General features: G+C 55.5%; 20 protein-coding genes. 10 read left to right on the forward strand and 10 right to left on the reverse strand.

Translation table 11 applies throughout. The annotated features are described in order from the left end of the window. Positions 1-38 precede the first annotated feature (38 nt). From PH552_RS05745 to PH552_RS05760, 4 genes are all read right to left on the reverse strand, one after another. Entirely contained in the window at positions 39-335 is a 297-nt protein-coding gene (locus PH552_RS05745) for a hypothetical protein (RefSeq protein WP_113251215.1), read from the reverse strand. A gap of 18 nt (positions 336-353) precedes the next feature. Continuing rightward, entirely contained in the window at positions 354-539 is a 186-nt protein-coding gene (locus tag PH552_RS05750) for a hypothetical protein (RefSeq protein WP_113251214.1), read from the reverse strand. Between the two features lie 9 nt (positions 540-548). After that, positions 549-2,399, reverse strand: coding sequence for an ATP-dependent zinc metalloprotease FtsH (gene ftsH, locus PH552_RS05755; protein WP_113251213.1), 1,851 nt, complete (start codon positions 2,397-2,399; stop codon positions 549-551). Positions 2,400-2,559: 160 nt separating this feature from the next. After that, entirely contained in the window at positions 2,560-4,116 is a 1,557-nt protein-coding gene (locus PH552_RS05760; protein WP_113251212.1) for a bifunctional aminoglycoside phosphotransferase/ATP-binding protein, read from the reverse strand. A gap of 138 nt (positions 4,117-4,254) precedes the next feature. On the opposite strand from PH552_RS05760, the gene PH552_RS05765 reads away from it, so the two are divergent. From PH552_RS05765 to PH552_RS05780, 4 genes are all read left to right on the forward strand, one after another. Then, entirely contained in the window at positions 4,255-5,094 is an 840-nt protein-coding gene (locus PH552_RS05765; RefSeq protein WP_113251211.1) for a 3'(2'),5'-bisphosphate nucleotidase CysQ family protein, read from the forward strand. A 73-nt stretch (positions 5,095-5,167) separates the two neighbouring features. Further along, positions 5,168-5,815, forward strand: coding sequence for a BON domain-containing protein (locus PH552_RS05770; RefSeq protein WP_113251210.1), 648 nt, complete (start codon positions 5,168-5,170; stop codon positions 5,813-5,815). A 71-nt stretch (positions 5,816-5,886) separates the two neighbouring features. Next, entirely contained in the window at positions 5,887-6,333 is a 447-nt protein-coding gene (locus PH552_RS05775) for a DUF3775 domain-containing protein (protein ID WP_113251209.1), read from the forward strand. Positions 6,334-6,574: 241 nt separating this feature from the next. Further along, positions 6,575-7,933 (forward strand): trypsin-like peptidase domain-containing protein, encoded by a 1,359-nt coding sequence (locus PH552_RS05780; protein WP_162737047.1) that lies wholly within the window; start codon positions 6,575-6,577, stop codon positions 7,931-7,933. Between the two features lie 232 nt (positions 7,934-8,165). Here PH552_RS05780 and PH552_RS05785 read toward each other — a convergent pair whose 3' ends face one another. Continuing rightward, complete coding sequence (locus PH552_RS05785) at positions 8,166-8,603, reverse strand: universal stress protein (RefSeq protein ID WP_113251207.1); 438 nt, start codon at positions 8,601-8,603, stop codon at positions 8,166-8,168. A gap of 266 nt (positions 8,604-8,869) precedes the next feature. On the opposite strand from PH552_RS05785, the gene PH552_RS05790 reads away from it, so the two are divergent. Further along, on the forward strand, positions 8,870-10,168 hold the full coding sequence (locus tag PH552_RS05790) for an MgtC/SapB family protein (RefSeq protein ID WP_113251206.1): 1,299 nt from the start codon (positions 8,870-8,872) through the stop codon (positions 10,166-10,168). A gap of 581 nt (positions 10,169-10,749) precedes the next feature. Then, positions 10,750-11,022: a hypothetical protein gene (locus tag PH552_RS05795; RefSeq protein ID WP_285165704.1), complete on the forward strand. Its 273-nt coding sequence runs from the start codon at positions 10,750-10,752 to the stop codon at positions 11,020-11,022. Positions 11,023-11,134: 112 nt separating this feature from the next. Here the strand turns inward: PH552_RS05795 and PH552_RS05800 are convergent, their stop codons facing one another. Next, a complete protein-coding gene (locus tag PH552_RS05800) occupies positions 11,135-12,922 on the reverse strand; it encodes an ABC transporter ATP-binding protein/permease (protein WP_113251204.1) in 1,788 nt (595 codons plus the stop codon). A gap of 372 nt (positions 12,923-13,294) precedes the next feature. Continuing rightward, on the reverse strand, positions 13,295-13,720 hold the full coding sequence (locus PH552_RS05805; protein WP_113251203.1) for an EF-hand domain-containing protein: 426 nt from the start codon (positions 13,718-13,720) through the stop codon (positions 13,295-13,297). 974 nt (positions 13,721-14,694) lie between these two features. Between PH552_RS05805 and PH552_RS05810 the strand changes: the two genes are divergently transcribed. Next, positions 14,695-16,590, forward strand: a complete 1,896-nt coding sequence (locus PH552_RS05810) for a heavy metal translocating P-type ATPase (RefSeq protein WP_113251286.1) — start codon at positions 14,695-14,697, stop codon at positions 16,588-16,590. Between the two features lie 298 nt (positions 16,591-16,888). Beyond that, positions 16,889-17,212, forward strand: coding sequence for a c-type cytochrome (locus tag PH552_RS05815; protein WP_113251285.1), 324 nt, complete (start codon positions 16,889-16,891; stop codon positions 17,210-17,212). A gap of 200 nt (positions 17,213-17,412) precedes the next feature. Here PH552_RS05815 and PH552_RS05820 read toward each other — a convergent pair whose 3' ends face one another. Next, positions 17,413-18,153: a glycosyltransferase family 25 protein gene (locus PH552_RS05820; protein WP_285165705.1), complete on the reverse strand. Its 741-nt coding sequence runs from the start codon at positions 18,151-18,153 to the stop codon at positions 17,413-17,415. Beyond that, a complete protein-coding gene (locus PH552_RS05825) occupies positions 18,150-19,016 on the reverse strand; it encodes a glycosyltransferase family 25 protein (RefSeq protein ID WP_285165706.1) in 867 nt (288 codons plus the stop codon). The genes PH552_RS05820 and PH552_RS05825 overlap by 4 nt, the downstream gene beginning before the upstream one ends. 350 nt (positions 19,017-19,366) lie before the next feature. Between PH552_RS05825 and PH552_RS05830 the strand changes: the two genes are divergently transcribed. Then, a complete protein-coding gene (locus tag PH552_RS05830; protein ID WP_285165708.1) occupies positions 19,367-20,260 on the forward strand; it encodes a response regulator transcription factor in 894 nt (297 codons plus the stop codon). Between the two features lie 11 nt (positions 20,261-20,271). Next, the gene (locus PH552_RS05835) at positions 20,272-21,570 is read left to right on the forward strand and encodes an ATP-binding protein (protein ID WP_285165709.1); all 1,299 of its coding nucleotides are present in this window, start codon (positions 20,272-20,274) and stop codon (positions 21,568-21,570) included. Positions 21,571-21,795: 225 nt separating this feature from the next. Here PH552_RS05835 and PH552_RS05840 read toward each other — a convergent pair. Further along, on the reverse strand, positions 21,796-22,084 hold a 289-nt coding region (locus PH552_RS05840), incomplete at its 5' end, for a transposase domain-containing protein (RefSeq protein ID WP_285165710.1).

Raw genomic sequence — 22,084 nt, forward strand, 5'->3', positions numbered from 1 at the left:
TCACCATCGCTTGTGCCAATCCCATTTCAAGGCCGAACTCAGAAGGCGCTCAGCAGAAGGAAAGCCCACGGAAGGAGGAAAAGAAGCCGCGGCTCGGATATGACGACCCCTATATCCCCCCGAACAAGGGGCACGGGTTTTGATATCGCGGTGGAGATAACGCTGCCATGGCTATTTTGAAGAGTTGAGCCGTCCTTGATCTTGATGATGGTCAGGAGGCGGGTCTCATGAGGCAGCAGCCAGTGCCCGGCCCGATCGGCAGCCAAAAAGTTCACATTTGCCCGGATGGCAGCGGCGCATGCGTAAATCCCAACTTGCGACAGGAACGCTGCCATAAGCCATACTGGTTCGGCCTAAACCAGTACCGAAATAAAGAGCCCCACATCGCCGCGATGCAGCACTAGAACGACAAGGGCGACAAGTAACAAGATGCCTGTGAGCCGGCTGACGGCGATCGCGAGTTTATTTCTTCGACCGTCCAGCAATGCCAGCTCATGGATCCACCGCCCAGGCCAATCGCCTTCCGGCCGATCTGTCATTACGCACTCCTATGGCATTTGGACCAGAACGTCTTTCAACACCGCAATGCCTTGGCTTTCGTCGCTCTTTCGCCGCAGAGGCTTGAAATCGGAAGGCGTAATCGTTTCGCGTTCGAGGAGAAGCCTTGCTCCGAAGCGCAGATCATCGACATGTGCCGACAAAATGCCTTTTGCAGTCGCGTAGGCTGTGTCGATCATGGCACGCACTTCGAGATCAACTTCGCGGGCGGTCGCCTCGGAATAATCCCGCTCATGCATTTCCGCATGATCCTGAGCCAACCATTCCAGGCGCTGCGGCTCGAGGACAGCTTGGCCGACCGGACTCATTCCGAAACGAGTGATGCACTGCCGGGCGATGTCCGTCGCCTTTGCAAGGTCGTCGGCAGCACCGGTCGAAACTTCGGCAAAAACTATCTCTTCCGCGGCCCGGCCAGCTAGCAGGGCAACCATGCGCTCATTCAGTTCACTCGCGGTAATCAGAAAGCGATCCTCAGTCGGGCGCTGCAGAGTATAACCCAGGGCGCCGATCGAACGCGGAATGATGGAAACTTTCTGAACAGGATCCGTCTTTTCCAGCAATGCCGCGGCCAGGGCGTGTCCCATTTCGTGATAGGCGACGCGCTCCCGTTCTTTGGCGTTCAAGAGACGGCTGCGCCGTTCGGAGCCGGCGATAATGCGCTCCACAGCCTGCATAAAGTCCTCCAGGGTCACCATATCGGCATTCCTGCGTGTCGCGAAGATCGCTGCCTCATTGACCAGATTGGCAAGATCGGCCCCGGTAAAGCCGGGAGTAAGGCCGGCGATATCGTCAGCGCGAACGCTAGGCGCCATCGCTATTTTCTTTGCGTGCACAGACAGGATCGCGGCCCGTCCCTTGTAGTCGGGCCGGTCGATGACGATCTGGCGATCAAACCGGCCGGCGCGCAGCAAGGCGACGTCAAGAATTTCCGGCCGGTTGGTCGCTGCCAGCAAAACAATGCCAACGCTTGGATCGAAGCCGTCCAACTCCGAGAGCAACTGGTTGAGCGTCTGCTCCTTTTCATCGCCACCGCCAAACCCGCCAAAGCTGGTGCGCGCCCGCCCCAATGCGTCGAGTTCGTCGATGAAAATGATGCATGGGGCAGCGGCCCGAGCCTGTTCGAACAGATCGCGTACGCGAGCAGCTCCAACACCGACGAAGAGCTCAACAAACTCCGATCCGGAAATGGAAAAGAAAGGTACATCCGCCTCTCCCGCGACTGCACGTGCCAAAAGTGTTTTGCCGGTACCGGGAGGGCCGACGAGCAGGGTGCCTTTGGGAACACGGGCACCGAGGCGGCCGTATTTATCCTTCTCCCTGAGAAACGAAACAACTTCCTCCAATTCTGCCTTGGCTTCATCGACGCCCGCCACGTCCTCGAATGTCACGCCCGTTTTGTGCTCGAGATAAACCTTGGCACGCGATTTGCCGATTTGAATCAGCCCACCCATGCCTTGTTGCCCTGCCATATTTCGAAATAAAAAGAACCAGATACCTGCAAACAACAATATCGGCAGGATCCACGAAAGAGCGATCGTAAGCCACGTGCTATCAGAACCACCGGACACCTGAACGCCAGCTTTTTCAAAATTTGCCGCCGCTGCAGGGTCGACACGCCTGCTGATGAATTTCGTTTTGCCGTTCTGTGGCTGCTTGAAGGCGCCTTCAATCATCGTTTCGGTTAACGTGACGGACTGAATCTTGCCCTCAGTAACCATCTGCATGAGGTCGCTATAGGCGATTTCCTGCACATTACGCGCGGCCAGCCAAAGCTGGAGAAGGGCTATCAACAAGAAGGCTATTAAGATATATCCGATATTGAACTTATGCTTGCGTTCCATCTCGTTCTCCTCGGCGACAATCCCCTGCCAATCTTGATTGTGGCGAACGATCATCTTCTGGCGACGGTCTCGCCGATCAGGCGCTCTTAAGTTTGAGAAAATCTGGATGTAAAAAGGGCTGTCCATAGCGCCGGGCAGGTTTCACGTTCGAAGTTTGACCTCAGATATCTTCGGCCACGGAGGAGAGAACCGGCTTCTCACTCGCGATGCGACGCATAATTTCGTCTGCGAGCTCGGCCGGCCGACGAGCTGCATTCAGTTTGATCCAGCCGATCGGAGTGGGCTTCCTCGAAAGCTGTTCTGCCAATATATCGACCGTCGCATCCGATACGCTATCTCGTCGCGCCTCGATGCGTTGCCACAGCAGCGCCGGGTCGGCTTCCAACCAGAAACCCGAGAATACGCAGCCCTTCTCTTTCGCAGCCCATTCGAGCAGCTTGCGATTTTCGACCTTGTCAAATACGGCATCGGCGACGACTGCCCCATCCTGGGCAAGAATGAGCCGGCTGCGCCATGATATTTCCCGATAAACCCGAACGGAAACTTCCGGATGATAGGCGCTTTGGGGTAATCGTGTTTCCGGCGGCACGTCATATAACGACTTACGAATGCGATCGCTCTCGATGATGCGCGCTCCTGGCGGAAGGCCGATGCATGGTGCCAACGTTTCGGCAAGCGTCGACTTTCCTGATCCGCTGAGCCCGCCGATGGCGACGAGGCAGGACTGAGGCGACCGAAGAAGACTGACCGCGAGGGCAAAATAGGATCGTGCCTCCAATGAAAGTTCCTGAGCGTTGACACCGGCGCCCTCCGCCTGCGTGGCAACCACGTGGGCTCGAACGGCCGCGCGCATGGCCATAAAGAACGGAAGCGTTGCAAATCCGTTGTCGTCTCCGGTTTCGTCCAGGTATCGGTTCATGACAAGATTGGCAAATTCGGCATGGCCACGATGCCAGAGATCCATCAGGAGAAATGCCAGATCATACAGCACGTCGCTGGTAGCGATTTCTTCGCTGAATTCTATGCAATCGAACAAGCACGGACGGCCATCACGCAGGAAAATATTGCGCAAATGCAGATCGCCATGGCAGCGCCTAACTTTTCCTGCCATCTCCCTCTTATCCAAACACCCCTCAAGCGCGGCGAGCCGTTTGTTGAAGGAAGCGGTCAGTTCCGCAACCTCTATCGGTGTGAAAACATGGCTGGTAGCAAAGCCGGCTTCATTGATCTTGAGAACCGATTGTACATACGCCGTTCCGCCACGACCGCGGGCAATCGGCGCCTGACGATGAAATTCCACGATTGTGCCGGCAAGTGCCGTCATCATCCGAGGTGTCAATCCGCCGGACTGAGCGATATGATCAAGCAGGAGCGATTGATCGAAGCGCTTCATCTCGACAACGGTCTCAATCACCAGTCCGTCGCCATCGATCGCGAGCGTGCCGTCTTTCGCCTGCGTAATAGCGCGCACACCGAGGTAGAGGCCGGGCGCCGTCAGACCGTTGAGCTCAACCTCTTTCACACAGGCCGCCTGTCTTTTGTCACAGGTGGAAAAATCGACGTAAGGCAATTTGACGGCTCGCTTCATCTTAAAGGCGCGATTCCCTGATAGGAATATTCGGGAAATATGCGTCTCCATCGTCTGCACGGGCTCACCGTCCCGGGAAAGAACGCTTTCGAGAAAGGATTTGGCCCTGGCTTGGTCTTCGACGATCATCGGTCCGCCCTGCGTCTCGTTTTTTTAGTCAACGATATCTGGCGCCAACAGGTGTCACCTGACATTGATGCTTATCAATGAAAAGCCCTTCATATCGGGATAACTGTCCCCGCAATAATGACAACGGGATTATGAGGAATGGAACTCGCCTCCCGACGACGGCTCGCCGAGGCCTTGATCCCGGTCGTTCGCAGAGCGGGGGATGTGATTTGCTCGTTTCAGAAAAACCTGCAGCCATCACGCAGCAAACCCGATGGCTCTCCCGTTACAGCAGCCGATCTCGCGAGCCACGATATTCTGTATGGCGGTTGCAGGGCCTTGACGACCGCCATTCCGGTGGTCAGTGAAGAGGATGAAAATTCGGCGATAAAAGCTCAGAACGCGGTCGCCTTCATCATCGATCCGCTTGATGGAACAAAGGAATTCATCTCCGGTCGCGACGAGTTTACGATCAACGTGGCATTGGTCGAACATGGTAGACCTACCATCGGCTTGATCTATGCGCCCGCTCGAGGGCGGCTTTTCTTCTCATATGGAGGCGGCCACGCGTTCGAAGAGAAGAGAGACGGGCAACGCAGTTGTCTTGCCGAACGCTCCATCCCATCGACAAGGTTCATAGCACTTACGAGCAGGTCTCATCTCGATCAGCGCACGCGCGACGTGCTATTCGCATCCCGACCATGTGCCGTACGCAAACTGGGATCTGCGCTGAAATTCGCCCTGATCGCCGCTGGCGAGGCCGATGCTTACATAAGGCTCTCACCAACGATGATATGGGATTGCGCAGCCGGTCAGGCGCTTGTCGAGGCTACCGGTGGCGTCGTCCTTGGGACCGATGGGTCTCCTCTGCTGGCATTAGGTTGCTCATCAATTAGGATCGACGGGTTCATTGCGAGCCGCACCCCGCAGCTCGCTGCGCAACTTATCAAAACAATGCAAGAAATATCTCCTCCAAACATCGCAGGAACCGGCAATTGAGCCAAGTCAATGTGACGGCAAAACATCGTCATAATCTTTCCGCGTTCGAGATATCAACAGAGGAGATTGTCTCATGGACGATATCACACTTCGTCAATTAATTCTCGATGAGCTCGAGTTCGAGCCAAGTATCGACGCAGCCAACATCGGCGTCGCCGCCGACAATGGTGTTATTACCCTGTCGGGTCACGTTGCGACTTATGCCGAAAAAGAAGCGGCCGAACGGGCAACACGACGCATCAAGGGTGTTAAGGCAATCGCGCAAGGCATCGAGGTCAGGCCCATTGGAACAAATAGGACGGCAGACGACGAAATTGCCAAGCGCGCCGTCAATACTATGGGATGGCATGTGACCATTCCCAAGGATGCGGTTCAGGTCAAAGTCCAGAATGGTTGGGTAACCTTGAACGGTCGCGTCGAATGGCAGTATCAGAAGAACGCGGCAGCCGATGCCGTTCGGGACCTGTCCGGTGTCGTCGGCGTGTCCAATATGATTGAAGTGGCTCCGCATGCCAGCTCAATCGACGTTAAAAGACGTATTGAGGACGCCTTCCGGCGTGACGCTGAAATCGAGGCGCATGCAATCAGCGTCAATGTCGCCGACGGAAAGGTAACGCTGCAGGGCAAGGTCAAAACCTGGTCGGAACGACGTGCCGCCGAACATGCAGCCTGGTCGGCACCTGGCGTACGAACCGTCGAAGACCGGCTGTCAGTCGGCTAGACGCAGGCGCCGGGTAGCCTGGAGTGGGTGGACCCGGCGCCGCCCCATAATTTCATGCCCGGGAATGGAGGATGGCAATGAGGAAGAAGCTCGACAAGGATCGGCCGGCCTGGCCATTGACCATATCGCCCGAAAAGGTCTGCTTTTTTGTTCTGAAAGCCCGCCAGTATGACGCGAAAGACGCACCGACCGACGAAGAGTCAGCCTCAAACCCATCGGACGACGCCATGATCGATGTGCTGGAAGACAGAGCGGACGATCCGGTTCAAGAAGAAATCCGCTCCGCCATATGGGCTCTCAGCGTTGACGAGCAGATTGACCTTGTGACTCTTGTTTGGCTCGGTCGTGGCGACGGAATTGCTTCAGATTGGCGAGATATACGCGAGGCGGCGGCAGACGCGCACAATAACCGGACAGCCGACTACCTTCTTGGCACGCCGCTACTCGGCGATTATCTCGAGGAAGCCTTGTCGATGTTCGGTGAATCCTGTCAGGCAATGGAAGCCGATCATCTCTAGCGTTTAAAATTCGGAAGCGGCAGCATTTTGCAGGGTTCCAGTGCACCGTTATACATCGAGAGTCGAGCCGATGTGTTGGCCAATTGGACCACTTTGTTTCTGGTCAATGCGAACCGGATCCCAATCGGATATTTTGTGGACCTTCAAAGGAGGGATGCAAGGCATGTCGAGAGGCTTGATCAGCGCGATGGGTCCGATGGGTGTCAGGGCAAGGCATTGTCCCCACATGTATAGGCGACACTTGTCGGCTTTCATGCTGATGGCGGGCTTGATCGTCATCGGCGACTGGTATCCGGTGCAATCGGCGTCCTTGCCCCTTCCCTCATTAGCGCCGATCTTGGAAAAGGTTATTCCGAGTGTCGTCAGCATCACCGTTCATTCGACGGGGGCAAACGATACCAACACCGCAACAGTGCCTCAAGTGGACGGATTGCTGGGCACCTCTGAGAATGTTGGGCCTATGCTTGAAATTTCTCAAACCGTCGGTGCAGGCGTGATCGTCGACGCATCCAACGGCTATATTCTGACGAACAATCATGTCATTGAGGGAGCCGACGACATCCGGATCACGACTGCCGACGGCTCCGGCTATGAAGGCAAAGTCGTTGGCGCAGATTCTGAAACGGACATAGCCGTCATAAAGATCAAGGCCGTGGGACTAACCGCTGCCCATATTGGTGATTCAAGTAAGCTTCGCGTCGGAGATTATGTCACCGCGATAGGCAGTCCATTTGGCCTCGGTCAAACAGCCACGTTCGGTATCGTCAGTGCGCTTGGCCGTGCCGAACTCGGCGTTGAAGGGTATCAGGATGTCATTCAAACCGATGCTTCTCTCAATCCTGGCAATTCCGGAGGTGCCCTGATTGATCTCGATGGCGAGCTTATTGGTATCAACAGTGCCATTATCGGACCTTCAGGCGGGAATATCGGCATAGGTTTTGCCATTCCGATCAACACGGCGCGATCCGTGATGCAACAATTGGTTGCTCATGGCGAAATTCGTCGCGGGCAGCTCGGGGTGATCGCGCAAAATAACAATGCCGATTTTGGAAAAGCTCTTCGCATCGACGTGGCGACCGGAGCACTGGTCAGCGATGTCATTTCTGGATCAGCCGGTGCGATCGCAGGAATAAAAGCTGGAGACGTCATCATCGCCGTCAACGACGCTCCAATCAAAACTGCCCGCGAACTGCATGCAAGAATATCCGCCTTTCCGCCCGATGCCTCCGTACGGCTCTCACTGGTACGCCCGACTGGAACGATAAACCTCAATGCGACATTGAGCGCAGCACTTCCTCAGAAGGAGCCGCCCACCGGTGTGGAAATCAAGGGCCACGGGTTGCTAGACGATGTGACACTCGAAAAGCTCGGCTCGGATTCCGATGCCTATGGCAATGTTCAAGGGGCGCTCGTGTCATCGCTGATCGATAGTAGCAGGGCGGCGGCAGCCGGCTTATTGCCAGGTGATGTCATTATGAGCATCAATCTGCACCCGGCATCAACGCCACAGATGGTTGCCGACCTTACGCAACAGCAAGATGAAGTCCTGCTTCTTGGTATCTTCCGCGACGGCCGCAAGCTTTTCCTTGTCATAAAATGAGCTCCTTCGCCATGCGCTGGCGCCACAAGGAGATATTCGTCGATCAACTGACGTCGATGGAAAAGATGATACCGGCGGCATGTTTGAAGTCAAACTCCCGATAATGGCACGAAGCCATTTGCACCAGGCAAGGCAAGTTTCGCGTTCATGTAAGAGCCTGCCGCCACGCTTCAGATATTGAAACGAAAAACAGGCACGGAGCAGGCAAATCCCTGCTCCGCTTCGACCACAATCATCGATAAACAAGGACGGGAATACGCGAGTGACTTAGAACTTTCGCCGTGACACTGCCGAGCAACAGGCTCCCGACGCCTCCCCGGCCATGCGATGCTATCGCAATCAGATCACAACCGTTTTCCAAGGCCACGCGGATGATTGCTGCATCGACGTCCTCATCCTCGATTGCGACAGAGCGGCAGACAAGCCCCTGACTGCGGGCCTTAGCCTCCGCCTCAGCCAAGAGCTGCGACGCTTCCGTATGAGCGAGCTTGCGGTAGTCTTCTGGACTGCCAGAAAGCTGTTTGCTATCGGTCGAGAACAAGTGAAAGGGCTCGATCACCGTCATGAAGATAACGGTTGCCCCGGCGTCACGTGCAAATTCGACAGCCTTATCGACTGCTGACTGAGCAATTGGCGAGCCGTCGGTCGGCACAAGAATATTTGAGAACATGACAAATTCCTCCCTTTCAACAAAGTTTAGCACATGCCGTCCGCATCAATCTTGATCGGCATCAAAGGCGTCCGATCGCAGCGAGCTGCACCACCCGCCGTAGCGCCGAAATGGCATTTCGAATGCACGATGCAGCTGATTTGATCGCCATCAACGTACATTGTGAAAATCGAGCGAAATAATGCCGACATCTCGGATGCCTGGTCGCTATGGGGAGTGATCAATCATGACGACCGGCGATAAGCAGCCCTGCGAGGCAAACGGATGTGATTACCAATATGGCTACAATCGAGGCATTCCAACGCCTGGGTCTCGCCCTTGCGATCGGTATCCTTGTCGGCATCGAACGCGGCTGGCAGGATCGCGACGTTGCGCCCGGCAAACGAACGGCAGGCATCAGAACCTATGGCCTAACCGGATTTCTAGGCGGGTTCTGCGGCTTTCTTTATCCGAGTGTTGGCTTGCTTCTGCCGCTTGCGATCTTTCTCGTCTTTAGCATCACCATGATCATTTTTAGCTATATGGAGGCAGAAAAGGCCGGGGATTATAGCGCGACAGGCATGATTGCCGCCGTCACCGTTTTTGCTCTGGGGTTTGGCGCAGTGATTGCCGATATGACGACAACGGCAGCCGCAGCGGTCGCCATAACAGCATTGCTGGCCGCTCGCGAGCCGCTACACGGCTTTTTGCGGAGGCTCACCTGGCTTGAGCTTCGCGCCGCACTCATCCTACTTTGCATGACGGTCGTCATCCTCCCGCTATTGCCAAACAGAGCCCTGGACAGCTGGAACGCGATCAATCCCTTCGAATTGTGGATCATGACGATATTGGTCGCCTTCACCTCGTTTGCTGGTTATGTCCTCATCAAGCTCATGAGCCCGCGTGCCGGTATTCTTGCGACCGGCATTGCGGGTGGTATCGTTTCCTCCACTGCCTTGACGCTTTCCTTTGCCCGCCAATCCAGCCACACACCCCAGCTGTCGACAATTTTGTCTTCTGGTGCCATGGCCGCGGGTGCCGTGTCTTTGATGCGAACCTTACTGCTTTGCAGCGCAATTGCGCCTGAAACCGCAGAAACACTAGTTGCAGTGCTCTTACCGTCGTCAGCGGCTCTCGCTATCGGCAGTATCGCCGGGTTGCGACGGACCAGTCGCGGCACGGCGAACTTCATGCCCACCAACCCGTTGGAGATATGGGCAATCCTTCGTTTCGTTGCGATATTGTTGTTCATCAGCCTCATGTCGCGTGCCGCCTTGGCCGTGCTCGGCACTAACTCCTTATTCACGATCGCCTTCGTCTCAGGACTGGGTGATCTCGATGCAATTACATTGACTCTGGCAAAACTGACATCCATAGAAATCAAGCCGAACACGGCGGTTTATGGTATTGCACTTGCGGCAACTGGCAATCTCCTGACCAAGAGCGCATTGGCGACTACCGTCGGCACAAAGCTCTATTCGAGCCGCCTTCTCTTGGCCACCATACTCGCAATAGCGGCGGGAACGCTTGGCTTATTGGTGCCTTATTGGAGCGACGTCGTGACACTTTTGCCGGCGAACCAGTAGGGCAGCACTGCAAATGCTGAAGTTGTATGATGCGCAGCGCCAATGAAATCAGCTGGAAATACAACGCTGGGCGGCTCGGGTCCGGCAAGTCACGCCCTATGCGATGATCTCGGCTCCAAGGGTGCGATGGCTCATTAAGGGTTGGCACCTGGACTTGCTTCTCGTCATACACCGCAAAAGCATTGAAAACATTGTGATCAAACAATTTTCGGCTGCAGGATTTGACGCGCCGGCTTGCGGGCGGGCCAATTTTCAACCGTACACACGAGTGTGGACTTTGCCCCCAAATATGTCGGACCGCGGAGCCGAAGCGGGCAACTGAAATGACAAGCAAAGCCGCGAGTTTTTATACCCCGACGCATAAGCTGGGGTGATTTCCCAGAACGCCTTTCGGCACGTCTTCGATCGCTGGCGAGCATCTGGAACGCTAAGGGGCGTCGTTTGGCCCAAACGAGCTGCACGCTTAAAGCGCACATATCATTCTTCAACAACTTGTGGCGCCGCCGAGAACTCAAACCAATACACGAAAGGAATAAAGTATACTAATATTTGTCCAAGGTTTTCAGTTTTCGGAGGTAATCATGCACAATGAAGTCATTCGAGAAAACAAGGACGTCATCGTCGAGCGCCTCAACCGATTCAGATCGCAGATCGAAGGGATCAAGGGTGGTGAACGCATCTTCGCGCTGTACCCACCAGCCGAGGACTATGTCGAAATTACTCCCAACGTCATTGTCCGTTATCAATGGATGATCGAACTATGTGAATTTACCCTTCAGTTGCTCGACAGTTTTGCCCAGGCGAATCTCGACATGGGACCACTCCCCATCGATTTGCGTAAGGAGAAACGGTGAGACCGGATCTACGAGACCAGGCATCGCTACCCGCATTTAGTAAGCAGTAGATCTTGTCTGTAAGGTAATAGGGTCATTACACGCGAAACATCGCTTTAGCAGTAGCTTTGTTTCACTCGAGACATCCTGAGATAGCAGCGTCGCGACCAAGGGATGCTGGAACGACTTTGAGCCGCGGATGCGCCGTCAAATAAAGGATTCTGGAATAAAACCCATACTGGGCTTCGTTGCTGGATATGCTTAGCACGGCTGTCTTTGACAATTCTTCGTCAAATAGAGAAAACAGCATCTTCCGATCATCGTCGTTGAGATGACATAAGGCTTCGTCGCTCACAACCCATTCGGGCTTATGGACAAGGAGCCTGGCAAACGCCAGATGCTGCTGCTCGTCCACCGTTAGCTCCTTATCCCACCGAGCCAGGCGGTCGAGAGAGGAAATGAGATGGGTCAGGTTCGTGCGCGCAAGCGCGCGACCAAAAGCCTCTTGTTCAAAGACCGAAGCCTCGTATGGGTAGGCAAGGACATCCCGCAGCGACCCATCCGGGAGATACAACCTTTGCGGCAGAAAGATGATCTTTGTCTTCGACGGAAGTGAAAGCCGCCCGGTTCCCCACGGCCACAGTCCCGCAAGCGCTCGAAACAGCGTACTCTTGCCCGTTCCTGGCCTGCCAACGACGAGGAGCCGCTCGCCCGCGCGAATCTCCACCCTCGGTTCGCTGATGGAGATCGTGCGATCAGGTATCTCCACGGTCATGCCCTCGATGACAAACGCCGGCGCATTCTCAAGTACGGTGATGCGGTTCTCTGAGGGCACGGCGCGATCTAGCGCGAGAAGCGCCTGTCGCAGATCCATCACGCGCTCGAGCGTAGCCAGCCAGTCCGCTATGTTGCCCGCATTGTCAACGTACCAACGGAGTGCCTGCTGTACCTGATTGAAGGCGCCGACGACCATCATTAGCCCACCGAAAGTGAGGTGACCGCCGAAATAGCCTGGAGCGGCGGCGATGATCGGAACTACGGTGGTGAACCACCCATATCCTGCGGTGATTCCCGTCAGCCGCGTTGTTACGTTGGCAATACGCCTGACGATGCCAATAACACTGTTAAATTCCCGTTCGAGCCGCATCCGCTCGCCCTCCTCGCCTCCGCTGAGGGCGATCCCATCACGGGATTCGTTTGCCCGCATGAGCCCGAAACGAAACTCCGCTTCTTGAGCATAGCGCGTCGCATTGAGTCCGATTAGCGGGCGCCCCAGGCGCCAGCTCAGCCAAGAGCCGGATGCTGCATAAATCAACGCAACCCAAACCATGAACCCTGGAATCTGAAAGCGACGTTCCTCGAATTCGAACACGAAACCGCGGGAAAGCAGCCATAGCACGCCGACGAAGCTGAGTAGCAGTAATGTCGACTGAAGCATCCCTACGGCGAGGGATACAGTAAGCTCGGTCAATCGCCTGGCATCCTCCTGTATCCGCTGATCAGGATTGGTTCCGACTGGAACTGCGCCGCTGAGAAGGACAGCTCTTCGCGGTGTAAACCATTGGACGAGGAGGTCGCGCGTGATGCATTGGCGCAAGGCAATTTTTGTCCATTGATCGAGCCATCCCTGCACAATGTTCAGGACAATGAGAACCCCGGCTACGCCGGTAAACACGACAAGCTGTCGGCCGAACAGGACGAAATCCCGGTTTTTCAGCGCATCAAAGAAAGGCTCGTTCCATGCATTCAGCCGAAGCTGACCAATTGCCGTGGCACCCACCACGACTGTCAGACAAAACGCGAGCAGAAGAAGCCTGTTACGGCCGGGTGAGCCGTGGATGGCGTCAGCATAAGCTCCCAGCCGGCGAGTAGTTCCAGACGCGCCTGTAGAGAAAGGGAGCAAGGGCCGGTCCTTTGGCATGGTGCCTCGATGTTGGATTGGCTAAGTTAGTTAGCGACTTTTGCTTTTCACTAGAAAGACATGCAGTCTTTGAGGACATCCCAAAATGGCGCACCGTTGGCCGTAGATCAGATTGAAGATGCGTCTCGGTTATTCGACAGTCTGCCTTGCCGAGGCGCTGTCGGTGCAATTTGCGGCCCGAATTCGCGTTCTATCCTTCAACAATGTGGCCAGCGATCAGATATCATGACTGTTATGTCTAGTTTCGATGCTTCCCAACTGCGCGGCAGCAATGCCCTGTCGGCGCCGCCGGGCAAGAACGTGGCTAAGAGGCAAAGGACCGAAAGCGTAGCCAGGAGGTAATCCTCGGTCCGCTTAAGGACTATCAGAAGCCTATTGCAGCCAGAACGCCCGCACCTCTTCAGGCGTAACCTGACCATCCTTGTTCGCATCGATGACGTTGAAAATCCGCTTGTGGATGGCCACGATCTCATCGAAGGATAGCGAACCATCCCCGTCCGTGTCAGCGATGGCAAACATGATCTTCATCATGTCCCCGCCCATGGCCATTGTCGACATGCCGCCCATCGCGCCGGGCATCATCCTGCACTGGAATTCTTTGGACATCATGCGCGATCCCGGCATCGCATGCTGGTCCAATCCCATCATGCTCTCCATTCCCGAAGGCGGGTTCGTCGCTGACGAGGAACCGGGATGATGGTCATCCGCGCCGTTTGTCTGCGCAAACACCAAGCACGGGCCGCCGATGGCGATCGCGGAGGCGAGCAGGACCAGCAATGGATTTCGTATTATACTCATATCGTTTCTCCTTTTGCCCTTGTGATATCTGCCGATGTCTTCGAGATACAACCCAAAGGTGTTGTTCGGCAAACCGGACAAGCTTCCAGCCGATCGATTGCCCTCGCCTGGACAAATGCAGATAGTGCCCCAAGAGGCATGCTGTATCGCGAGCGAAGAGCGGTATCGCCCAAGGAGAGCCATAGCCATCCTCGCCATGGACGAACCGGGTGCGACAAATGTTGCTGCCTAAGAATCCAACTTCCTCATTGGGAAGGTTGCCAGCCGCCACGAAGAATTGTGTTCACCATCGAACAGTTCTTGGCGTCGGCAGTCCTCGCAGCAATGAACATAAATTCATCATCCGCCATTGATCGGCGTGCAGCCTTGATCCAAGTCAAGAAAACGTCTGCCGTATTTACCCGTGAGGCTCGCTCACTTTGCCACAGCATTTGCGGGCAAATGCAATAGCAACTGGAGGATCTTTCTTGCGCATCAGCCTAGAACAACATGCTTCTACGCGGCGACCTCAGGGGTAGCGATCGCCTCGCGCAGCATCGAGCGGAGCGTTTGCGCCAATGCCGAAACGAGGCCTAGAGAGCACAGCTTTGCTATTGTCGAGAGATCCTCACGGCTCGTTCATTTGAAGCTACGGTCGAGCGTGTAGGTCAATGGATCTGCCTCGTCGACGATAGGCGGGCAACCGGCTGCGTCGATGAGGCAAATCCAGGCAAGAAAACAGTGATCCAGATGATGGCAGAGCGATGGGATTTGATGCGCTTTCAAATCGAGGAGATAACGGCCGGCAGATCTCAATTGGAAGACTGCTCCATCACGGCAAAGTCTGCAGCATCGCCACCTCTCGCCCACAATAGGACACGAAGTCAATGCCTGCCCCTTTGATGCACGTCAAGGCGAAGGGCGCTCAATCAGTCTTCCATGGTGCCAAACATTTCGCAAAACGCGTCTTTTTGGCTCCGCGAGAGATTACCTGCATGGAATTTGCAAGCCGAAATCGAATAAAAACCGTCCTTCTGCTGGTGGCACTGGCAGGCCTGCTATTAGGGCTTACGCTCTATCTTTTGGCTCGCAGCGAAACCGGCAGAATGGTGTGGTCCGCGGGCGCCCTTACGATACTCGCAGCGCTTCTGATGGAGATCTTTGGCGATTTGCGACGTGGCGAGATCGGACTAGATATCATTGCAGCACTATCAATGTCAGCCGCACTTACCTTCGGTGAGGCTCTTGCTGCCGCCGTGGTGGCGGTAATGTATTCCGGTGGGGCTTTCCTGGAAGGCTTCGCTGAAGGGCGTGCGCGCCGCGAAATGCATGACCTCCTTTCACGCGTCCCGCGCGCAGCGACAAGGCATCGCGATGGCGAGCTTGAGGACGTCCCGCTGGACCAAATCATGCCAGGCGACAAGCTGCTGGTACGACAAGGCGATGTCGTCCCGGTGGACGGGACGGTAGCTTCGGCACTTGCCTTCCTCGATATGTCGGCACTAACCGGAGAATCCCTGCCCATCCGGCTGACAATGGGTTCTGAGGCAATGAGTGGCTCGACCAACGCAGGGGAGGCATTCGACCTGACAGCCACGCGGCGCGCTAAGGAGAGCACATATGCGGGAATTGTTCGCCTCGTAAACCAAGCACAGCGGTCCAAGGCACCAATGTCAAGGCTTGCCGACCGCTGGTCGTTGGGATTTCTCGCCATTACGGTGACACTCGCTCTTACAGCCTGGTGGTTCACGGAAGATCCGATTCGAGCCGTTGCCGTTCTGGTGGTCGCCACGCCCTGTCCGTTGATTCTGGCAGTGCCAGTTGCATTGGTCGCAGGCGTGTCGCGTGCCGCACATTTTGGCGTACTGATCAAGGGGGCAAAGCCTCTGGAAAAGATGGCACGCATCCGGACGCTCGTTCTCGACAAAACAGGCACTCTGACGGACGGGCGGCCACACATCATATCGATCGACAGCTATATCGACATGCCTAAAGATGAAATACTTCGTTTCGCCGCCGCCCTCGATCAGGCCTCGAAGCATCCCGTGGCGCAAACCATCGTCACGGCCGCTAAGCAACGAGGGCTGACGCTACAAATACCATCTGGAGTAGAAGAGTTTCCAGGCGAGGGAATCCTTGGAACTGTTGACGGCCATAGCGTTGTCGTAGGTGGCGAAGATTTCGTGACGCGACGTTTGAGGCAAAAGGCTGGCGGGCACCCCGACATCGCGGCCGGCTGCACGCTCGTGGCCGTCGCAGTGGACGGTCGCCTGACGGGTTGCCTGATCATGGCCGATCCCCTGCGCGAGGGAGCCGCAGCGGTGCTCAGCGCACTACGTTGGGAGGGTATCACACGCATTCTGCTGGCGACTGGCGACCGTATCGAGGTCGCCGAACGCGTCACGCAGGGGCTTGGTCTCGACGGACTTTATGCCGAACTGACGCCTGATCAGAAAGTTTTGACGGTATTGACGGAGCGGAAGAACGGACCAGTGATGATGGTGGGTGATGGGATCAACGATGCACCTGCGCTCGCCGCCGCTGACGTGGGGGTGGCGATGGGAGCCCGCGGAGCCGCCGCTGCCGCCGAAGCGGCCGATGTCGTTCTTCTTATTGACCGCATCGACCAGCTCGGGGCGGGGCTCGAGATTGCCAGACGTTCTCGCCGCATCGCGCTTGAGAGTGTGTGGGTGGGAATCGGCTTTTCCGTCCTCGGCATGCTGGCGGCGGCGTTTGGTTATCTCACGCCGGTAGAGGGAGCGGTGCTCCAGGAAATGATCGACGTTGCAGTCATTCTGAACGCTCTGAGGGCACTCCATATCAAGGTACATACGTCTGCCACCGCTGTGCAGGGCTCCTCTCGCGGCGGCATCCAACTAACCGCTACCTGAGGCCAATCTTGTTATGCACTCGATGGTCAACATGCCGCTTGGGGCTGACGTTGAACACTGACAGGGCGCATTGACCGAAAGCAAAGATGATGACGTCGATTCCGTGTATTCGAGACTTGCTTCATTCGCTCACCACTACTGCGGCCTGGAATTGTCATTCAGAGCCGGCGAGCTCGGGACAATAGTCTGGTTGACGAAGGTCCTTACGGCGAAGACGATAAGCGTCTTGCTTGAAAGGATGAGACTCACTGCCGACGATAAGATACGCAAAGGTCTAAAACTGCAGGGGGACCGGTCGATGAACAAGACGTGCAGTTTGAAAGGTGCGGTTGTTGCCGCTCTCGTTCTTATATTCTTTGACCAAGGCGGTGCGGCAGACCTCACACACGGACGTAATATCGCGCTGCGCTGGTGCAGCCAGTGCCATGTCGTTGCCTCGGGCCAGACCATCGGTTCCGATTCGGTACCGACATTTGCTCAGATCAGTCAATCCATGCATCTCGACGAGACGCGATTATCAGCGTTTCTGGCAAATCCCCAGCATTCGCGAATGCCAAATCTCTCACTGACCCGCGCGGAAATTGCTGATTTAACCGCCTATATCAAGGCCCAGCATCGCTAGCCGGGCCCTTTTGCGAAGAAGAGAGCCACCGCATCGTCGAGCCCGACGATATTGTAGAAATGCTTGTGAGCGCCGGCTTCAGGCGGAACAACATGACGATCAAGCTGGTTCAACTTTCGTTTGGCGTTCGCGGACTGGTGATTGGCGCGACCGAACGCTGACACGAGCAAAAGAAAATAGACCAAACTGTGGTTGCTTGCTTAAACTTTCAACACGTAGCGAATCCGGCGATAATATTCGGTAAGGCGCAAGAGGTGCGTGGGCAGGCGTTTCAAACCTGGGAACTTGACGTGATCATAGTCTATCCGCCTTCCAATCTGGCTGATGCGGCTGCAGCTCATTAGGTCTACGACGTTATCGCGGACACTCAGAACATTAAGGCCATGGTGCCATCCCCGTTCAAGCGCGACATCGAAGGGGAAGCTCATAACTCGCAGGAATGGAAGGGCGATCTGCGCGCCGCGCCTGGTGATCACATAACAGGCTGCCGAACCTTGCGGACCATGCAGGCAACGACCGACTTCATCGCCGAAATCGCTTATCGCGATACCGAGAAAGCCGTAACTCCTGTGATTGAACAATTTCACGACATCAGCGCTTGGAACGACGGCCAGAACGGCTGCCGTCCTGTCAAGCAGGTCGCCGGTGACATCGATGTCATCCTCCATGACCAAAGCCGCATCGAAATCGCTTTCAAGGAAACTGGTGAGGCATCTGACATGGCTGCGATAGCAGCCATACTCTCCCGGAAGAATTGTGCGTCCACCGTGCCGGGCGAAACCCTTCCAATCCACATCGCGAAATTCTTTCCGTGACAGATTGCACCCGTCAGTGGCACTCACCCTGATGATGTCGATGCTATGTTCCGCGGCCCTAGAACATATGATACTCCATCGCTCGACCGACCTGTCCAGATTAATGACGTAAACACCCAACCTCATCGCATCTTGCCCATCTGCTTTGCCGAGCTATCTAAAAGAGTTATCTCTCCGGTCTCGACGGTTTCCCTGCTGAGTTTTTTTTCTCTCATTCGCGCGCATGTCAGGTGGCCGATAAGGCACATAAGCCGCGCCGGCAATCGCATGGTTTCTACGAAGGTTCGGTAGGGCATTACTGTGAGGTAATGGCGCCGTGATCTGTGATAGCGCCGGCGCCTTCCCTGGATTTGCGAAGGCAGGTCCAATTGCTGGTCCACGGGGATGGGTACGACAAAAGCTGACCTCAATCCTGCAAAGAATTCAAGGTCGAATGCCAAGTCAAACGGCAATTGCATTGGCAAGAGCTTCTCGACAAACCAATACGCCGCGCGTCGATTGATGATATAGGCACCTGAGCCCTTTTCACGAGTCAATGCGACCGCCAAGCTCCGAGTTTTGGTAAGCGTCGAGAAGCGAAACTTTCGTCCGTTGCTGACCGTCGAAAGGCGCAGAATGTCCCATTTCTCGTTCTGTTGGAGCGCCGCATCCAGAAGTTCTGCAAAGTCGCCCGAAAACTCCAGATCATCCTCAAGAACCAGAGCGAATTCGCTGTTCGAGGCAAGAAGGCGCCTGGCACATTCTATATGGCTCAGATAGCAGCCGACTTCGGCGGGATTGCGCCAGCGGCCATGCTTGAAGCGAAAGGCAACCTCGTTGAAGTCCGGGATCGGAAATTCGATGACGGCACCATCAAGCGCCGAAACTCGTTCAGCATACAAGCCGATGCGCCCAAGTTTATGTTGCATGGCAGCCAGCCGGTCGACCGCACGATCAAGATTAATTAAGAATACCGCAAGCGACGTTTCGCCTAGCTTCGCATTTACCATGTCGCATCCACTCCGAGGCGGCGACATCACAGTCGCATCGGAGCGAACATGTTGAGTTCGGCTTACGGCACACTTACAAAATCCCGGCGAAAAGATGGAATTTGTCTCAACCCTCCTCGTCTTGTACCCAATTCGTGCCTATCGAGACCTCTTGACAGAGGCCTCTGCCCCGGAAGTGTAGCGCCAGCGACTTCAGGCTGGTGACAGTAACACGCACTAAGTTGGCGCGGTTTAAACAATCTGTCCCATCTTCAACGGTCATGATTGTGAATTAAAGCCGTCCCGTATGGGACCGTATTTGAGAGCGCTTGGTCGTTTGGAACGCTGCGTACGAACTTATGATTCAATTGATGACGCCTTATGCCGCAAATCCTTTGCTGAGGTTGGTATTATTCCGCTGGCCAGCGCGTTCGTTGCGCGTCGACGTCTCCAGGCTGCGAGTGCCTGCGAGCAAAGCTACGCCTCAGCGGGTGGGCGCCATTGTCCAAAAGACGGCGACGGGATGCGTTGTGGAAGATCCAAATGCTCCCGCACTTCTGATCCCATCAATCGAGACCGGTTATTCCATGCGTGTGTTATTGGTTGAAGACAACGTGAAATTGGCCTCTGTAACGCATGATGCCATGCGTTCACACGGCTTTACGGTCGATCACGTCTCCAATGCAAATGATGCTGAAGAGGCTGCAGAGACGGTCGACTATGATTCCATCATACTTGATCTCGGCTTACCGGACCGTGACGGCCTTACACTGATCGAACCGCTGCGGAAAACGGCGCCATCGACGCCACTCCTGATCCTGACCGCACGCGATTCGCCAAGTTCGATTATCGATGCGCTCGACAGCGGTGCAGACGACTATCTTTGCAAGCCCTTTGTCATGGGCGTGCTGATCTCCCGTTTGCGCGCGATCATGCGCCGCGGCCAGCCTCGTCATGGCACGATCCTGCAGCATGGTGATGTAACTTTTGACCTCGGCCAGTATTCAGCTTCCGTCGGCGAAACGCCTCTTGCCCTCAGCCGTCGTGAGTTTGCCGCTCTGCACCTCTTCCTACGGCGGCCTAACCACGTATTGTCGAGGGCCGAGGTCGAGGAGGCAATCTATGGCTTCGGTGACGAGCTCAGTTCCAATGCTATCGAGGTCTTGCTGCATCGGTTGCGCAAGAAGCTTCATGGGGCTGGATCGGCTCTGTATATACACAATATGCGTGGCATCGGCTACATGCTTATGGAAAGGCGGCCGTGAAGAGACGGCGATTGACGCTCCTGCAGCGACTAGTCCTGGCGATGTCGATCGTCGCTCTTGTTGCGATCTGCGCAAGCGTCCTGTTCTTGTATATCCGCTTCCAAGCCACCAATGACACTTTCCGCGAAGAAACACTTTCGACGTTCGCCGAGGATCTGCGGCAGGTCCTGTCTACGGATCCGCTACTTTCAAGCCCTCATGCAAGAGCCGTGAAGGCGCGCATCCGAGAACTTCGTGGTCAATACGCCGTTCTGGGGCGTGATGGACGGATTATCGATTCTTCCGGCTCTCCGGAACCGTTAATTCCTTCTGCCAGCGACCGAACTCAATATTTCGAGCTTCCGTCTCATGGGCGACAAAAGGCACTTTTCGGTATTTCCGTCTCAATTGCCGCGCCAAGCCCCGCACAGGCTATCCAGATCGCATTTCCCAAAGCGCATGTCATCTTCGACAGCGTCCTTGAGGAGTTCGTCAGAGATATCGCCTGGATCTGGATTCCGTTTGTGCTTGCGCTGCTCGCGACGAATACTGTCGTTCTTGGTTTTGCACTGAAACCTCTGCGCAGGGCGGCGCAAGAAGCAGCTCGCATCGGCCCGGCGAGTATTGCCACGCGCTTAACCGAGAGCGGCATGCCCGATGATGTCCTAGCCTTGATCTGGTCGGTTAACGCTGCTCTTGACCGCTTGCAAGCCGGCTTCCTTTCGCTGGAACGTTTCTCAGGGCAACTGGCTCATGAACTGCGCACACCGCTTACCATTGCCAAGACACGGTTATCCCTGTCTCAAGATCAGATCGCACGCGCCGTCGAAAGAGATTTCGAGGACATGGAACGTGTCATAACGCAACTCATTGATCGTGTGCGCGTACGTACGCTCCACTATGAAGCGACCGACGTAGTCGATCTGGGGAGCGTAGCCATCGAAGTCGCCCGCTATTTGGCCCCCACAATCATTGGAGCCGGTCGCAACATCGAACTAAAGCTCGAGAACGGACCGGTTTTCGTTAGTGGCGCCAATGATTTCATATTTCGAGCGCTACGCAACTTGGTTGAAAACGCGCTGCATCACAGTCCGGAGAATGGAGTGATTACGATCGCTGTATTCAATGCGGGCATCAGCGTCGCCGATCAAGGTCCTGGTTTCACGAGCAGGCGCTTGAGCGAAGGTGGCGAATTGTTGGGAAAGACGGATCGCGAGGACGGCTTGGGTCTCGGTCTCTCCATTGTCTTGGAAACGATGGCCGCACATGATGGACGACTCGTATTGGCAAACTTGCCGTCAGGTGGAGCGCTTGCGACGATGGCCTTCTAGCGGCAACGGCTTGGCTGCAACTCCGCAGCAGAATGACACGCGTGTCCGATCACGGTTGATCACTGTGGGCATTTATTGCCATCACCTAGTCCCGGTGCTTGTTAAATCTAGGTTATGAGCCGCTCAAGCCAATGAATTATCGAGATCCATTTTCTGTCTGCAGGTGAGTATCCATATTCCTGCGAGAGCGGTCTATCTGCGTCAATGTAGACTGAATGTAAGCGGTTAGCTGATGGCGTCAGGCCTGAAGTTCCATGGCATAAGCGCCTCGAGCTCGGATACTGGCCAGCCTTGAGCGATGCGGGTCAATGTCTGGGAGAGCCAGTCGAGCGGATCGACGCCATTTATTTTGGCTGTCTGCAAGAGGGTGGCGACCGTCGCCCAGGTGCGTCCACCACCCTCGCTGCCGGCGAATAGACTGTTCTTTCTCGTAATTGTTTGGGGCCTGATCGCGCGCTCGACGACATTGGAGTCGATTTCGATCCGGCCGTCCGTCAGGAAGCGCTCCAGTGCT

The sequence above is a fragment of the Rhizobium aureum genome (assembly GCF_030182495.1).
Taxonomy (GTDB): domain Bacteria; phylum Pseudomonadota; class Alphaproteobacteria; order Rhizobiales; family Rhizobiaceae; genus Rhizobium; species Rhizobium tropici_C.

Coding starts and splice junctions, on each gene's coding strand:
- PH552_RS05810 (WP_113251286.1), top strand. CDS start 14,695: ATGGAATTTGCAAGCCGAAATCGAATAAAAACCGTCCTTCTGCTGGTG.
- PH552_RS05765 (WP_113251211.1), top strand. CDS start 4,255: ATGGAACTCGCCTCCCGACGACGGCTCGCCGAGGCCTTGATCCCGGTC.
- PH552_RS05800 (WP_113251204.1), bottom strand. CDS start 12,922: ATGCCAAAGGACCGGCCCTTGCTCCCTTTCTCTACAGGCGCGTCTGGA.
- ftsH (WP_113251213.1), bottom strand. CDS start 2,399: ATGGAACGCAAGCATAAGTTCAATATCGGATATATCTTAATAGCCTTC.
- PH552_RS05830 (WP_285165708.1), top strand. CDS start 19,367: ATGACGCCTTATGCCGCAAATCCTTTGCTGAGGTTGGTATTATTCCGC.
- PH552_RS05770 (WP_113251210.1), top strand. CDS start 5,168: ATGGACGATATCACACTTCGTCAATTAATTCTCGATGAGCTCGAGTTC.
- PH552_RS05760 (WP_113251212.1), bottom strand. CDS start 4,116: ATGATCGTCGAAGACCAAGCCAGGGCCAAATCCTTTCTCGAAAGCGTT.
- PH552_RS05795 (WP_285165704.1), top strand. CDS start 10,750: ATGCACAATGAAGTCATTCGAGAAAACAAGGACGTCATCGTCGAGCGC.
- PH552_RS05750 (WP_113251214.1), bottom strand. CDS start 539: ATGACAGATCGGCCGGAAGGCGATTGGCCTGGGCGGTGGATCCATGAG.
- PH552_RS05785 (WP_113251207.1), bottom strand. CDS start 8,603: ATGTTCTCAAATATTCTTGTGCCGACCGACGGCTCGCCAATTGCTCAG.
- PH552_RS05825 (WP_285165706.1), bottom strand. CDS start 19,016: ATGGTAAATGCGAAGCTAGGCGAAACGTCGCTTGCGGTATTCTTAATT.
- PH552_RS05805 (WP_113251203.1), bottom strand. CDS start 13,720: ATGAGTATAATACGAAATCCATTGCTGGTCCTGCTCGCCTCCGCGATC.
- PH552_RS05820 (WP_285165705.1), bottom strand. CDS start 18,153: ATGAGGTTGGGTGTTTACGTCATTAATCTGGACAGGTCGGTCGAGCGA.
- PH552_RS05815 (WP_113251285.1), top strand. CDS start 16,889: ATGAACAAGACGTGCAGTTTGAAAGGTGCGGTTGTTGCCGCTCTCGTT.
- PH552_RS05775 (WP_113251209.1), top strand. CDS start 5,887: ATGGCAATGAGGAAGAAGCTCGACAAGGATCGGCCGGCCTGGCCATTG.
- PH552_RS05745 (WP_113251215.1), bottom strand. CDS start 335: ATGGCAGCGTTCCTGTCGCAAGTTGGGATTTACGCATGCGCCGCTGCC.